Raw genomic sequence first — 14,950 nt, forward strand, 5'->3', positions numbered from 1 at the left:
GCAATCTCTACGATTGAGCCAATGCTTTCACGATTACTTACATTATTTGCTTGTATTACTATTTGTGTTTTTGTTATAAACGCCTGTAATAACACACACAGCAGCAGCGATGCTTTGCCGGAAACGGTTAGCTATAATTTTGACATACGCCCCATCCTTTCCGATAAATGTTTTATTTGTCATGGCCCCGATGCCAATAAACGGCAGGCCTCTTTAAGATTAGACATTGCAGATTCAGCTTATGCACCACTGAAAGAAACCAAAGGCGCTTTTGCCATCGTGCCGGGCAAACCGGAAGAAAGTGAACTGATCAAGCGCATTTCATCAACCGATCCCACCTACCTGATGCCATTGCCTGAATCGCATTTGGGAACTTTGAACGAACATGAAATCGCCTTATTTAAAAAATGGATAAAACAAGGTGCAAAATATGAACGCCACTGGGCTTTTGTGGCGCCTGAAAAATCGCCTTTGCCAAAAGTAAAAAATGAGCAATGGACAAAGAATGAAATTGATTATTTCATTCTCTCCAAAATGGAATCGAAGGGGTTAAAACCAAATGAAGAAGCAGATAAGGAACGTTTATTAAAACGCGTTACAGAAGATATTACAGGCCTGCCGCCATCATTACAGGCAATGGATGATTTCTTGAATGATAAAAGCCCCGGCGCTTACGAAAAAGCTGTTGACCGTTTGCTGCAAAGTAATGCCTATGGAGAGAAGATGGCCATGCATTGGTTAGATGTGGCACGTTATGCAGACAGCTATGGTTACCAGGATGATAACATCCGCACACAATGGCCCTGGCGGGATTGGGTGATCCATGCGTTTAACGAAAACCTGCCTTACAACACTTTTCTTACCTGGCAGATAGCCGGCGATATGTTGCCAGAGGCCAACAAGGAAGAAATATTGGCAACAGGCTTTTTCCGCAACCATAAATACACGGAAGAAGGCGGCGTAATTCCGGAAGAATACCGCATTGAATATATTCTTGACAAAACAAAAACCTACAGCCGTGGCATTATGGGTTTAACAGTGGAGTGTGCGCAATGCCACGATCATAAATATGATCCTTTCAGCCAGAAAGATTATTATTCTTTGTTTGCTTTCTTCAATAATACAAAAGAGGTGGGTTATGAAGGCGATGTAAGCATATCGAAGCCTGCAAAAATGCCTTTGCTTTCCATTTCAGATACCGACCGCAAGCAGCTTCTCAACTTTATTAATGATGCGGATACATCAACACTGATGGTTTCCGTAATGGGCGAACAGGATACGCTGCGCAAAACATACGTGCTGGATCGCGGCGTGTATGACCGGCCCACCTACCAGGTGCTGCCTGCTGCTTTGCCTGCAGTAATGAGGTTTGATACTGTTCAATATCCGCGTAACCGCCTTGGGCTGGCCGCATGGACGGTGAATAAAAACAACCCGCTTGCAGCGCGTGTTTTTGTAAATCAATTATGGCAGGAGTTTTTTGGACGTGGCATTGTAAAATCTTCCGGCGATTTTGGTATGCAGGGCGATTTGCCCACGCACCCGGAATTGCTTGACTGGCTGGCCGTTGATTTTATGGAACACGGCTGGGACATTAAACGTTTGGTAAAACAAATGGTAATGAGTGCAGCTTATCGCCAGTCGGCTGTTGCCTCAAAAGAAAAGATTGAAGTTGACCCGGAAAACGCTTATTTATCCAGGGGGCCACGGTTTCGTTTACCCGCTGAATTGATAAGAGATATGGTTTTATCGAGCAGCGGGTTATTGGTTAGAACTATTGGTGGCCCAAGCGTTAAACCTTACCAGCCAAAAGGGCTTTGGGAGCAGGCCACTTCAGGGCGCGGCGCTTTGGCAACTTACAAACAAGATCACGGCGATTCGCTATACAGACGTGGTATATACACATTTATCAAGCTCACAGTTCCGCCGCCGTCGATGGTAATTTTTGATGCGAGCAACCGCGATCAGTGTGAAGTAAAAAGATTGAAAACCAATACGCCGCTGCAGGCTTTGATCATGTTAAATGATCCAACAGTTTTGGAAGCAAGCCGCGTATTATCGCAAAAATTAATGGAAGAAAAAAAAGATGAAACCTACAATTTAACGAAAGCCTTCAGGCTGATCATTTGCCGCAAACCAGATGACAAGGAAATGAAGATTTTGAAAAGTTATTATGATGAACAATTGCAATCGTTCAAACAAAATAAATTAAGCGCTGATACAACATTGATGCAGGGCGAATATATACAGGATGACAAAGTGGATAAGAATTCAACCGCTGCATTAATGAAAACAATAGAGATGATATATAATATGGACGAGGCGATAACGAAGTAGCAACTTGACTTTAATATAAACCACGAAAACACAAAATCATTAAGGTACGCCAGGAATAAAGATTCTTTGCGCCTTCGAGTATTTGTGGTTCAAAAAATAATCATGGAAAAAGAAATTCTGGAACACAGGCTGGGCATGAACCGCCGCCGCTTTTTATCAAGGTTAAGCCTTGGCATTGGCAGCGTGGCATTAGGTTCATTGCTTATTCCCGACCTGTTCAGCAAAAACGATGAAGAGGCTGCCATTACCGGCCTTGCGCAATTTGCACCAAAAGCAAAACGTATCATCTATCTTTTTCAAAACGGCGCCCCGTCGCAGCTTGATTTATTTGACTACAAACCTTTGCTTCAAAAAATGCACGGCGAAGATTTGCCCGCCAGCATACGCATGGGCCAGCGCTTAACCGGCATGACAGCCGATCAGAAAAAATTTCCGCTGGCAGGCACTTATTTTCAATTCAATCAATATGGCCAGGCAAAAGCATGGATAAGTGAGTTGTTGCCTTATACAGCCGGCGTGGTGGATGACCTCTGCATCGTAAAAAGCTTATACACCGAAGCTATTAATCATGATCCCGCATTAACCTTTTTTCAAACCGGTGCGCAGGTGGGCAACAGGCCAAGTATGGGCGCCTGGCTGAGTTATGGCCTGGGCAGTGAAAACAAAAACCTGCCTGCATTCTGTGTGCTGTTGTCAAAAGGAAAAGGCAATGGACAGGGCGTGTATTCAAAGCTTTGGTCGAATGGTTTTTTAGATTCTATTCACCAGGGTGTACAGTTTAGCAGCGGTGATAGCCCGGTGCTGTATCTCAACAACCCTGATGGCATGAATAAAACGGACCGCAGACTTATGCTGGATAAACTTGCCGAGTTGAATGATGCTTCTTACAAAGAGTTTGGCGACCCTGAAATAAACACCCGCATACAACAGTATGAAATGGCTTACCGCATGCAAACCGCTGTTCCTGAAATTACAGATATGAGCAGGGAGCCGGAAAGCATTATTAAATTATATGGCCCGGATTGTTTGGTACCTGGCACTTTTGCTGCCAATTGTTTACTGGCAAGAAAGCTAAGTGAAAATGGTGTGCGCTTTGTGCAACTGTATCACCAGGGCTGGGATGCGCATGGCAATCTTCCCAATGAAATTAAAGGCCAGTGTAAAGATGTTGACCAATCGAGCGCTGCATTGATAACAGATTTAAAACAACGTGGTTTATTGGATGAAACGCTGGTGATATGGGGTGGTGAATTTGGCCGCACGAATTATTGCCAGGGATTGCTGACAAGAGATAATTATGGACGTGATCATCATCCGCGCTGTTTTACGGTTTGGATGGCAGGCGGCGGCATAAAGCCAGGCGTGTATGGCGAGACAGATGAGTTTGGTTATAACATAGCGGAGAACCCGGTGCATGTGCATGATTTTCACGCCACCATTTTAGCGCTGATGGGTATTGATCATGAGAAACTAACCTTCAGGCATTTGGGCAGAAGATACAGGTTAACGGATGTAGCCGGAACGGTGGTAAAAGATATTATGGCCTGATAAATTTGCATTCCCTTAGTGCCTTTGTGTCTTTGTGGTTCAAAAAATAAATAAACCACGAAGGCACGGAAACACTAAGTGGTATAAAGAAGTTGAAGTAAAAGGATGAAGCTTCTTAACAAAAAGATTGAATTAATAAACTTCATGTTTCTTCGAGCCTTTGGTCTTTGTGGCTCAAAAAAATATTAAACCACAAAGACACGAAAACACTAAGTGGCATAAAGAAGTTGAAGTAAAAGAATGAAGCTTCTTAACAAAAAGATTGGATTAATAAACTTCATGTTTCTTCGAGCCTTTGCGCCTTTGTGGCTCAAAAATTTTATAAACCTTCGTTATTAAAATAAAAAAGCACATAGCTTGTATTCAATAAAATAATTGCATTTATGAACCGAAGAAAATTTGTACAACATACATCATTGACCGCCGGAAGCCTGCTGATTATGCACAACCTGTTTGCAAAAAACAAAGAGAAAGTATATGGCTACAACAATATGTTATATACGCTTGATACGCGATGGAGCCAGGCCGATGCATCTAAATATCCTGTGAATGATTGCCACGAAATGGTGCAGGATAAACAAGGCCGCATTATCTTATTAACCAACGAAACCAAAAACAATATTTTAATCTACGATACAAAAGGCAAACTGCTGGATGTGTGGGGGCATGAATTTCCAGGCGGCCACGGATTGACCTTGCACAATGAAAACGGTACTGAATATTTATACATTACCGATACCGTAAAACACCAGGTATATAAAGCCACAATGGATGGCAAAATATTGCTGACAATTGACGCACCATTAGATGCAAACGGCATTTATAAAAAACGGGAAGAGTTTGTGCCAACTGAAACTATTATTGATAGCAATGGCGATATTTTTATTGCCGATGGTTACGGCGCTCAATATGTGTTGCAATACGATCAGCAGGGCAAACTGAAAAATTATTTTGGCGGCCGCGGCGATGGCGATGAACATCTGGATAACGCACACGGCATTTGTTTCGACACAAGGATTGATAATAATATGTTATTGGTTACCGACAGAACACGTAACTGCTTTAAACGTTTTACCAAGGATGGCAAACTGCTCGAAGTAATTAAACTGCCGGGCGCCTGCGTGTGCAGGCCCGTTATTCAGGGCGATCATTTATATGCAGCGGTACTGCGTTCGCCGGATATGAATAAAGAAGGCTCGGGCTTTGTAACCATTCTCGATAAAAACAATAAAGTTATCAGCAATATTGGCGGCAGTGAACCAACCTATATTGACGGTGTGTTACAACCAATGAGCCAGACCGATAAAATATTTGTGCATCCGCATGATGTGTGTGTTGACAGGGATCATAATTTATATGTGGCGCAATGGGCTTCGGGCAAAGTGTATCCATATAAATTAAAGAGGGTATGAGCCGCCACTACGCCCCCATCTCAAAGGGGAATTTTTCAAGAGTGTGAAATATCAAACTTGTTTACTAATATCAGCTTATAAATGAATTTTCGTTCCAACGCTAATAAAAGTTATGTCTTTTAGAGTTGGGCTTTACATAATTTCCCTTTAGGGTTGGGGCATGAAAAATATACTCGCTACTTTACTGATACCATTAAATTCTTTACTGCTTCTCTTTTTAATTTTTGATGATAAGCTTATTGTGCCATTATGGTTGCAGGTGGCGGGCAGGCTGCATCCGGTTATACTGCATTTCCCAATTGTATTAGTACTTATATATTTTGTCATCACTTTAATAATACCCAAAAAAACAAAAGCCGAACCCTGGTTTATTGACCTCAGCGGATGGCTCTTGGTTATTGCTGCTTTTATGGCCGTGATAACGGCATTGGCAGGATTGTTATTATCCCGTGAAGCAGGTTATGATGCAGATAACATCGCACTGCATAAATACACAGGCTCCATAACTTCTTTCTTACTCGTATCAATTTATTTTCTGCGCAGTTATTTTAAGACAAACCCTGCGTTGTTAAACATCCCCGTGGTATGCACGGCTGTGCTTATTATCTGGGCTGGCCATCTCGGCGCTGATATTACACATGGCGACAATTTTGTATTAGCTCCTGTAACACCAACCCACACAAAGCCACAGGTAAGCCTGGAAGATGCTTTTGTATATGCTGACCTGGTAGAACCTATTCTTGAAGATAAATGCATGGGCTGCCATAACAGTAAAAAAGCTAAAGGCGAACTGGTGATGGAGACGAAAGAACTGCTATTAAAAGGTGGTAAAAATGGTAAGCTCTGGGACACTGCAAAAGCTGATCTTGGTTTGCTGATGCAGCGCATTCATTTGCCCGAAGAAGCAAAAGAACACATGCCGCCAAAGGGCAAGCCGCAGTTAACGGATGAAGAATCTTCCATCTTATATGAATGGATAAAGAGCGGCGCTGAATTCGATAAAAAAGTAACGGATTTACCTGTTACCGATACGTTGCATATACTCGCATCAAAAGTGCTGAAACAATCATCAGATGAAGTATATGATTTTGCGGCCGCTGATGAAAAGCAAATTATCAAGCTTAGCAATAACAACCGCGTAATAACGCCGGTTGCCATGGAATCGCCGGCACTTGTTGTAAACTTTTATAACAAGCCGTTTTATAACAGCAAAGAACTGGAAGCATTGCAGCCCTTGAACACACAAATTGTTGAGCTGAATTTAGGCAACATGCCTGTTTCAGATGATGATCTTAAAGCCATAGCGCAATTTGTGAACCTGCGTTACCTTAATCTTAACTTCACATCCATCACCGGCAACACATTACAGGAATTAAATAAACTTCGATTTTTAAAAAGCTTATCATTATCGGGCACACCAGTAAAACCCAGCCAGGTAGCAGCGCTTACAACATTGCCTAAACTAAGGGCCGTTTATTTATGGAATACAGAGATTGACAAAAAAGATATTCAGTCACTGGAAGAAAAGAATAAGAATATTACCTACCAAACCGGGTTTAAAGGCGACAGCACTATTTTAAAACTTACGCCGCCTGTTTTAGAGAACGATAATTTTGTTATCACTAATCCAACACCTTTAAAGCTGAAACATTATATACGCGGCGCGGTTATTCGCTATACGATGAATGGAAATGAGCCCGACAGCATTTCCTCTCCGGTGTATGATAAGGTCATTGATATTAATACTGATTTTACCTTAAAAGCGAAAGCCTATAAACCAGGCTGGATAAGCAGTGACATTATCAGCCAGCATTTCTTTAAAGGCACTTATCATGCTGACAGCGCATTGTTGCTTTCCAAAGTGGATGACAAATACAAAGGCAACGGTGCCGCTACTATTATTGATGGCATAAAAAGCGACATCAATTTTGCCAGCGGCAAATGGCTGGGCTACCGCGAAAACCCGATGGAAGTAATGTTGCTGTTTAACAAACCAGTTGAAGCCAGCAGTATAACCTTAAGCATGTTGCAGCAGATTGGCGCTTATATTTTTCCGCCGGCACAGGTTACCGTTTGGGGCGGAACAGATAAGAATAATTTAAAGCTATTAACTACGGTAAAACCGCAGCAACCAACTCCGGAGTCAACGCAGGAAAACCTTGCTGTTACATGCAGCTTTAGTAAAACAAGCGTTACCTGTATTAAATTATTAGTAATGCCGGTACGCAGTTTACCGGCCTGGCATGGCGGCAAAGGCGATAAAGCCTGGGCATTTGTAGATGAAGTGTTTGTGAATTGAGAAGGAATGAGCATATTTCAAATATTTTATCTCATGGATGTATGTAAAGCAGCCTGCTGTATCTTTTGCACCGCTTATATAATTCAGTATTAAAAAATAGCAATCAGGAATTACCTTCAGCACATGCTCACATTTATTGCCTGGATTATTTTGTTTATCCTCTGTTGGCCACTGGCTATTTTAGCATTAGTACTTTATCCTGTATTTTGGATTATAACACTGCCTTTCAGGCTTATTGGCTTTGCCGTAGATGGTGTGTTTAATTTTCTCAAAGCCATTTTTTTGCTTCCCGGAAAACTACTTCAAAGGCTTTAGCGTTTATTTAATTTCCAATATTGTAACGTGGCTTGAGGCATTTGCAAAAAAGAAAAAATATCTTTTTATACAATTATCATATTTGTTGATTTTTATCGCTGTAATTTTCAACTGTACTTGAATTATATATGCACTTCATTTAAAAGTAAACAGCAAAGCTTATATAAAACATTTTAAACATTATAAAACACAAACATTAATGAACCAGCAATTATTTCAAGCCGTAGATCAATATATCTGCAAATTGTTTGCACAAAACGATGAGGCATTGGATGCAGTTGTTGCATCAATAGAAAAGAATAATATCCCGCAGATAAGTGTTTCAGCCAGCCAGGGAAAATTCTTACAGGTGCTTGTGAAATTATGCAGGGCAAAAAGCATCCTGGAGCTGGGCACACTGGCAGGCTACAGCACCATCTGGATGGCAAGAGGATTGCCTGAAGATGGTAAACTCATCAGCCTTGAATATGAACAACTGCATGCTGATGTAGCCCGTGAAAATATTAAACGTGCCGGGCTGGATAAATTGGTTGAAATAAGGGTGGGCAAAGGGCTTGACCTTTTACCGCAGCTTCAACAGGAGCAAAAGGTGTTTGATATGATTTTCATTGATGCAGATAAACCGCCGTATGCCGAATACTTTCAATGGGCATTAAAACTGTCGCACCCCGGCACACTTATTATTGCAGATAATGTTATACGCGAAGGAAAAATATTGGATGAAACCTCTGAAGATGAAGCCGTAAAAGGCGTGCAGCGCTTTAGTAAATTATTAGCTGAAACCAAAGAAGTAACAGCATGCATTATACAAAACGTGGGTGAAAAAGAACATGATGGCATGGCAATAGCAGTAGTGAATTGATTCACACCCATAGCAGCTTACAATTCAGCAGCAATCTTATCTATCACCATTTTACTCATGGATGTTATAGAAGCATCGTATTGATCAAGATACTGGAATGTTTTCTTTTTAAGCGATTGAAACATACCCAGTGTAAGTCCTTTATCAGTATTTGAAATATCAACCGTTCCGGTTTTATAAGAGGAATTATCCTGGTTCAGTATTTTGTAGGAAACCACCATTTGATGGTCTTCAGGCTGCACGGTCAATACATCCCATGAGAAAGCATATAAAATCACCCAAACAATATGTCCCTTGTCATCAATGGCAAAATTTGTTGGCATCTTTTCAATGTTCAATTCCAGCTTTCTGCCATTTAATTTTTGCTTCAGCGTTTTATTGGAATAAGACAAAACCGTTGAAGTAAAATTATTAATGCCAATTTGCGGATTGAGCGCCGTGCTGTTTTTATAATCATACTGCCAGTAAAACAATAAGGGCAATACATGACTTGTTTTCTTCTGTGTTTCAGATAATACATCGCCCATTGAATTAATGCCGGACGTAATGGTTATAATATTGCTCTTTTTTCTTGTGGGCGTTGCATCCACATAATTTTGAGCTACCCATTTATTAATTTTCTTTGGCCCAAGACAGCCGCACAAAAATATTATTGCAGCACATATAAGGCAGGGTTTCATCACATTCAAACGCATAACAGTTAGTATTATTTGGTTTAGAATTAAAACATAAAAAGGCCGTTTAAAAAACAGGGTTTTGAAACATCAATTGAGTTTTAGAAGTTATAAAGAAAATGCATCAACTGCATTGTGTTTAACATACTCACAACTGACCACTCGCTACTCACCATCGTTTTACCTTATGTTTTCTGAATCTTAAACTTCCGCCACCGCGCTGTCAAACACTTTACCGCGTTCGGTTTTAAGCATGCGGGAAGGATATTTGCTTATCACCATAAAATCATGTGTGGCCATAATGATTGATGTGCCGTAATCTTTACAAATACTTACCAGCAACTGCATAATCTCATCACTGGTTTCAGGGTCAAGGTTACCTGTAGGTTCATCGGCCAAAATAAGTTTAGGAGAATTAAGCAGGGCCCTTGCTATATCAATACGCTGCTGCTCACCGCCACTCAATTCAAAGGTCATCTTAAACCCTTTGCTTTTAAGGCCAACTTTACCGAGCACGTCAGCAATTTTTTCTTCAATCAGTTTTTCATCTTTCCAGCCCGTTGCTTTCAAAACAAAGCGCAGGTTTTCGTTCACATTCCTGTCGGTAAGCAATTGAAAGTCCTGGAAAACAACGCCCAGGTTACGGCGCAGGAACGGAACTTTTTTCCAGTTCATATCACGCAGGTTATATCCGGCAACTGTAGCATCGCCTTCTTTAAGAGACAGCTCACCGTATAATGTTTTCAGCAGGCTACTTTTGCCGGTGCCGGTTTTACCCACAAGGTAAACGAATTCACCACGTTCAATTGTAAAGCTTACATCACTTAAAACAAGGTTATCTCCCTGGTATATATTGGCATCTCTTACAGTAACTACAGGCTCAAACATGAAATATAAATTTTAAAGGTTGCTGCATTTATCACAGGCGGCAAAAGTAAAAATAAAACCGTAAGTAGTGCTGCGATAATCGTGAAGTGTGAGCGTATTTACTCACAACTTACCATTCACTGCTCACAATATTAACATAACAGCAATTTTTGAATTATTTTAATGATGTATTGTCAGATGAAACAGGAAATCTATTTTCCTTTATTGGATACAGCAGCCGCGCCATCATTATAAAATACATATAAACCATCCTTACCTGCCACCACAATATCTTTTCTTCCGGTACCGCGTAAATCAGCCACAGCAAAGTATAACCCCGTTCCTTTACCCTCACCCAGCGGGCCATAGCTGATGATTTGCTTGGTGAATGATTCCCCGTTCCATTTATAATAATACAATCCTGCCGGATCATGCACGCCCGGGTCTGTATCATGCGCCCGGTAACGTTTTCCGGTTATCAGCTCAGGTTTGCCATCGCCGTCAATGTCCACCCACTGCATAGTATGAAACATAGAATTGTTTGGGTCGATAGCATGTTTAACCCAATTTCTTTTCCCTGATTTATCCATGGTTTGTTCATACCAGTCCAGGCCATAATCATGGCCCTGGCCCGAAATAATATCGTTCTTTCCATCGCCGTTTACATCTTCCACCAACACAGGCACACTGGCTTGTCCCAGGTTAAATTCTTTGTGCAATACCCATGTTTCTTTTAAAGGATTTGCAGGCGCTTCAAGCCAGCCATCACTTATAATAAAATCACCACGGCCATCCGCATTAATATCGCCAAAGCCCAATCCATGCCCTTGTTTTGGGGCTACTTCTGTCTTAGCAAATTTTCCTGAAGCCTTGCCGCCGGCATCTTTTTCCAGCTTATAAAATTTCAGCGGGAAATTGGGATTATTAGGCACTATTTCTATTGTGCCGTCATTGTCCACATCCCAGCCTTGTGCAGCTTCTACATTACCGGTGGAATCAATTAAATGATCTGTCCATATACCTGTATTATTTCCCGGGTTTTCTTTCCAGTGAAGGCTATTGCTAAACCAGCTCCCGGTAATAAAATCCATTCGCCCGTCACCATTTACATCTAAAGGAATAGTGGAAAAGTCATCCCAATATTCATTGTAGCGTTTTACCGGCCCTATGTAATGCGCCTTAAAAAAATCAGGCCCTTCATACCAAAACGACCCGGATACGATGTCGGGTTTTCCATCATTATTTACATCAAACACATTCACGCTTTCAAAGCTTTCTGCAGCAATCATTTGTTTTGTAAAACGAATTACAGGTGCAGAAGATTTGTTTTGAGAACAAGCACTGGAGCAAAGTATCAATAAGCTGAAAGAAGATAAAAAAAATGGCTTTTCGAAAAGATGCCGGTAATTCATGAAAATATGTTTTTGATGAAAAATATATTGCAGGTGAATATAGTTAATAGAATAGTTTTTACAACCGGCTTATTTCCAAATAAAATTATACGCAACCATTAACGCGGATTAAACCAGGATAGCTTCCCGGTTTTCAGCATTACAAAAACATTAACTAAAAAAATAGTTGTAAAACTAAAAACATAGTTTTACATTTGACTAAACATTTAGTTATATGAAAACATTAACCAAGGCCGAAGAACAGGTTATGCAGGCGCTCTGGAAAATTGATAAAGGTTTTTTAAAAGATATAGTAGAATCCATGCCTAACCCAAAACCCCATCCCAATACGGTGGCTACGCTTTTGAAAATATTGATTGAAAAAAAATTTGTAGTTACAGAAACCTTCGGCAGGATGAATGAATATTCGCCCGCTGTATCCAAACAGGCCTATTCAAAAAACACTATGAGCAGTTTGGTGAAAGGATATTTTGGCGGCTCATTCAGCAAAGCCGTTTCCTTCCTGGTAGAAGAAAACAAATTAAGCGTGGAAGATCTTGAACTATTGCTTCAACAATTAAAAAAGAAATAATATGCTGCAGCAACTAAGTATTTACCTCTTGAAGGTAACCAGCATTAGCGGGCTTCTTTTTTTATACTATCACATTGCGCTGCGCAATAAACGCTTTCATTATTATAACCGTTTTTATCTTTTAATGGCAGTTGCCATAAGCATTGTTTTGCCCTTGCTAAAGCTGGAATGGTTTACTTTTTTCAGCGACTCTGATCAAACTATTCATCTCTATAAAATTATTTATGGCAGCGGTGAACATGAAGTTATGGTAACCGGCAAGACCGGTATTAACTGGGAACAACTTACAATATATGCTATGGTAGCAACAGGCCTTGTTTTACTTGCCGTTTTATGCAGCCGCATAATAAAAATCAAGCTGCTGAAGAAAAACTATCCTGTACAGCAGTTTACAGATTTTGATTTCATAAATACCGATATTTCATCAGCACCGTTCTCTTTTCTTAAAGATATTTTCTGGAGAAATGATATAAGCCTGGAAGAAGAAACCGGCAAACAAATACTGCAGCATGAGATTACACATATCAGGCAAAAACATTCGTGGGATAAGCTGTTTATGCAACTGATAATGTGTTTTTATTGGATGAACCCCTTTTTTCACCTTATAAAAAAAGAACTGTATTTAATACATGAATTTATTGCCGATGAAGAAGCTGTAAAACATGCAGATGCAGACGCTTTTGCCAAAATGTTATTAACTGCCCAGTTTGGAAAATTCAATTTTTTACCTGCACAATCTATTTTTTATTCATCTATTAAAAGACGATTAACAATGCTTACCATTTCAAAGAAACCCCAATTTAGTTATGCAAGAAGATTAATGATTTTACCATTAATCACAGCCCTCGTTTGCCTGTTTGCTTTTACCGTAAAAACAAGAAATGCAGGCAACGCCATCCCGGTGTTGGCAAAACCTTTTGTATTGGTTGTTGATGCAGGGCATGGCGGAGCAGATAAAGGCGCATCAGCAAATGGTATGTATGAAAAAGATGCCACTTTAAAAATTGCACAAAAAATAAAAGAGCTTTCATCTCAATATAACATTGATGTAATACTTACCCGCAACAGCGATGTATATATGAACCCACGTGAAAAGTCAGATTTTGCGAATACACAAAATGCAAATGCGTTTATTTCGATTCATGTAAACACTAATGATAAAGAACATCCAAAAGAATCAGGTTTTGAAGTATTGCTTTCTTCGAAGTCTGATGAAAAGTTTGCTACCCAAAACAAAGTGCTGGGTTCTGCTATTCTTCAAAATATAAGCAGGGATTTTACCGCAGCGCCATCTTTACAAACACGCAGTACCGGCATATGGGTATTAAAGAACAGTAACATTCCTTCAGTTTTAATTGAATGCGGCTACATAACCAACAAAGAAGATGCAGCCAATTTAAAAGACGATGCAAAGATTGAATTGATAGCGAAAAATATTCTCGAAGGAATAGCAGCTTATGCAAACCACGCAGCAACCAGTATAAGGGATACCATACCTGCAAACATACTTAATGTTACTGCCGACAAACAACCATTATATGTTGTAAACGGGAAGCCATCTTCTGAAGCAGAAATCAAATTAATTAATGAAGCAGATATTGAGCGTATTGATGTTTTAAAAGATTCTGCATCCCGAGTAATCTATGGCCCAAAAGCAGAAAATGGAGTTGTATTAATTACTTTAAAAACGTCTGCGAAAAAAGCCCAGGAACCATTATATGTTGTGGATGGAAAAATTGTTTCAAAGGAAGAAGCTATAAAGAATGAAGCAACCAATATTGAATCAGTAAACGTTTTAAAAGACAAATCAGCCATTGATAAATATGGCGATAAAGGAAAGAATGGCGTAATAGAAATAACTTCTAAGAATGCAGCTAAAGAGCCAATCGTGTTGAAAGTGCCCGATAATGTTTTATATGTAATTGATGGAAAAGTTTCAAGCAAAGAAGAATATAATAAGCTTGACAAAAAAACAATAGAATCAGTAAACGTTTTGAAAGACAAACCAGCCATTGATAAATATGGCGATAAAGGGAAGCATGGCGTAATAGAAATAACTTCTAAGAATGCAGCTAAAGAACCAATCGTGTTGAAAGTTCCCGTTGATGTTTTATACGTAATTGACGGTAAAATTTCAAGCAAAGAAGAATATAATAAGCTCGACAAAAAAACTATAGAATCAGTAAACGTTTTAAAAGACAAACCGGCAATTGATAAATACGGTGATAAAGGCAAGAATGGCGTAATAGAAATAAAATCAAAAGATCAAACCGGGAACAGTACAAGCAATAACAACAAATCAATTGATGTAAAAGATTCAAACACTAAACCCATTTTTACCACGGCACAAATTGAACCTCAATTCCCCGGCGGTGCCGAGGCATGGGGCATTTACCTGGCGAAACAACTGGATGCAAGTGTACTTGCCAAAAGAAAAGCGCCTCCTGGCATTTACACAGTTACACTTTCCTTTATTGTGGATGAAGACGGAAATTTATCTGATGTAAAAGCATTAAATGATCCCGGTTACGGCGCCGGTGCAGAGGCTGTTCGTGTGCTTAAACAAGGGCCAAAATGGCTGCCTGCCATTGAAAACGGGCATACTGTTGCATTCCTGAACAAACAGAAAATCGCCTTTAAAATTTCAGAATAA

The 14,950-nt window shown here is 40.0% G+C and carries 10 protein-coding genes; 7 read left to right on the plus strand and 3 right to left on the minus strand.

Translation table 11 applies throughout. The features are described 5' to 3' along the window. The first annotated feature begins 21 nt into the window (after positions 1 to 21). The 5 genes from BM015_RS02030 to BM015_RS02055 all read left to right on the plus strand — a co-directional run bounded on the left by BM015_RS02030 (position 22) and on the right by BM015_RS02055 (position 8,773). On the plus strand, positions 22 to 2,337 hold the full coding sequence (locus tag BM015_RS02030) for a PSD1 and planctomycete cytochrome C domain-containing protein (RefSeq protein ID WP_090653986.1): 2,316 nt from the start codon (positions 22 to 24) through the stop codon (positions 2,335 to 2,337). 102 nt (positions 2,338 to 2,439) lie between these two features. Further along, a complete protein-coding gene (locus tag BM015_RS02035) occupies positions 2,440 to 3,885 on the plus strand; it encodes a DUF1501 domain-containing protein (protein WP_090653988.1) in 1,446 nt (481 codons plus the stop codon). Positions 3,886 to 4,268: 383 nt separating this feature from the next. Further along, on the plus strand, positions 4,269 to 5,297 hold the full coding sequence (locus BM015_RS02040) for an NHL repeat-containing protein (protein ID WP_090653990.1): 1,029 nt from the start codon (positions 4,269 to 4,271) through the stop codon (positions 5,295 to 5,297). Between the two features lie 160 nt (positions 5,298 to 5,457). Next, positions 5,458 to 7,596 carry an FN3 associated domain-containing protein gene (locus BM015_RS02045; protein ID WP_090653992.1) on the plus strand — a complete coding sequence of 713 codons (2,139 nt, stop codon included), beginning with the start codon at positions 5,458 to 5,460 and terminating at the stop codon, positions 7,594 to 7,596. A gap of 514 nt (positions 7,597 to 8,110) precedes the next feature. Beyond that, on the plus strand, positions 8,111 to 8,773 hold the full coding sequence (locus BM015_RS02055; RefSeq protein ID WP_090653996.1) for an O-methyltransferase: 663 nt from the start codon (positions 8,111 to 8,113) through the stop codon (positions 8,771 to 8,773). 17 nt (positions 8,774 to 8,790) lie between these two features. Here the strand turns inward: BM015_RS02055 and BM015_RS02060 are convergent, their stop codons facing one another. From BM015_RS02060 to BM015_RS02070, 3 genes are all read right to left on the minus strand, one after another. Then, positions 8,791 to 9,468, minus strand: a complete 678-nt coding sequence (locus BM015_RS02060) for a hypothetical protein (RefSeq protein ID WP_143075726.1) — start codon at positions 9,466 to 9,468, stop codon at positions 8,791 to 8,793. 180 nt (positions 9,469 to 9,648) lie between these two features. Further along, entirely contained in the window at positions 9,649 to 10,335 is a 687-nt protein-coding gene (locus BM015_RS02065; protein ID WP_090654000.1) for a cell division ATP-binding protein FtsE, read from the minus strand. Between the two features lie 191 nt (positions 10,336 to 10,526). Next, entirely contained in the window at positions 10,527 to 11,603 is a 1,077-nt protein-coding gene (locus BM015_RS02070) for an FG-GAP repeat domain-containing protein (RefSeq protein ID WP_245751169.1), read from the minus strand. A gap of 337 nt (positions 11,604 to 11,940) precedes the next feature. Between BM015_RS02070 and BM015_RS02075 the strand changes: the two genes are divergently transcribed. Then, positions 11,941 to 12,297 (plus strand): BlaI/MecI/CopY family transcriptional regulator, encoded by a 357-nt coding sequence (locus BM015_RS02075; RefSeq protein ID WP_090654004.1) that lies wholly within the window; start codon positions 11,941 to 11,943, stop codon positions 12,295 to 12,297. Position 12,298: 1 nt separating this feature from the next. After that, positions 12,299 to 14,950 (plus strand): N-acetylmuramoyl-L-alanine amidase, encoded by a 2,652-nt coding sequence (locus tag BM015_RS02080; RefSeq protein ID WP_090654006.1) that lies wholly within the window; start codon positions 12,299 to 12,301, stop codon positions 14,948 to 14,950.

This window comes from Parafilimonas terrae (assembly GCF_900115755.1).
In the GTDB taxonomy this organism is placed as follows: domain Bacteria; phylum Bacteroidota; class Bacteroidia; order Chitinophagales; family Chitinophagaceae; genus Parafilimonas; species Parafilimonas terrae.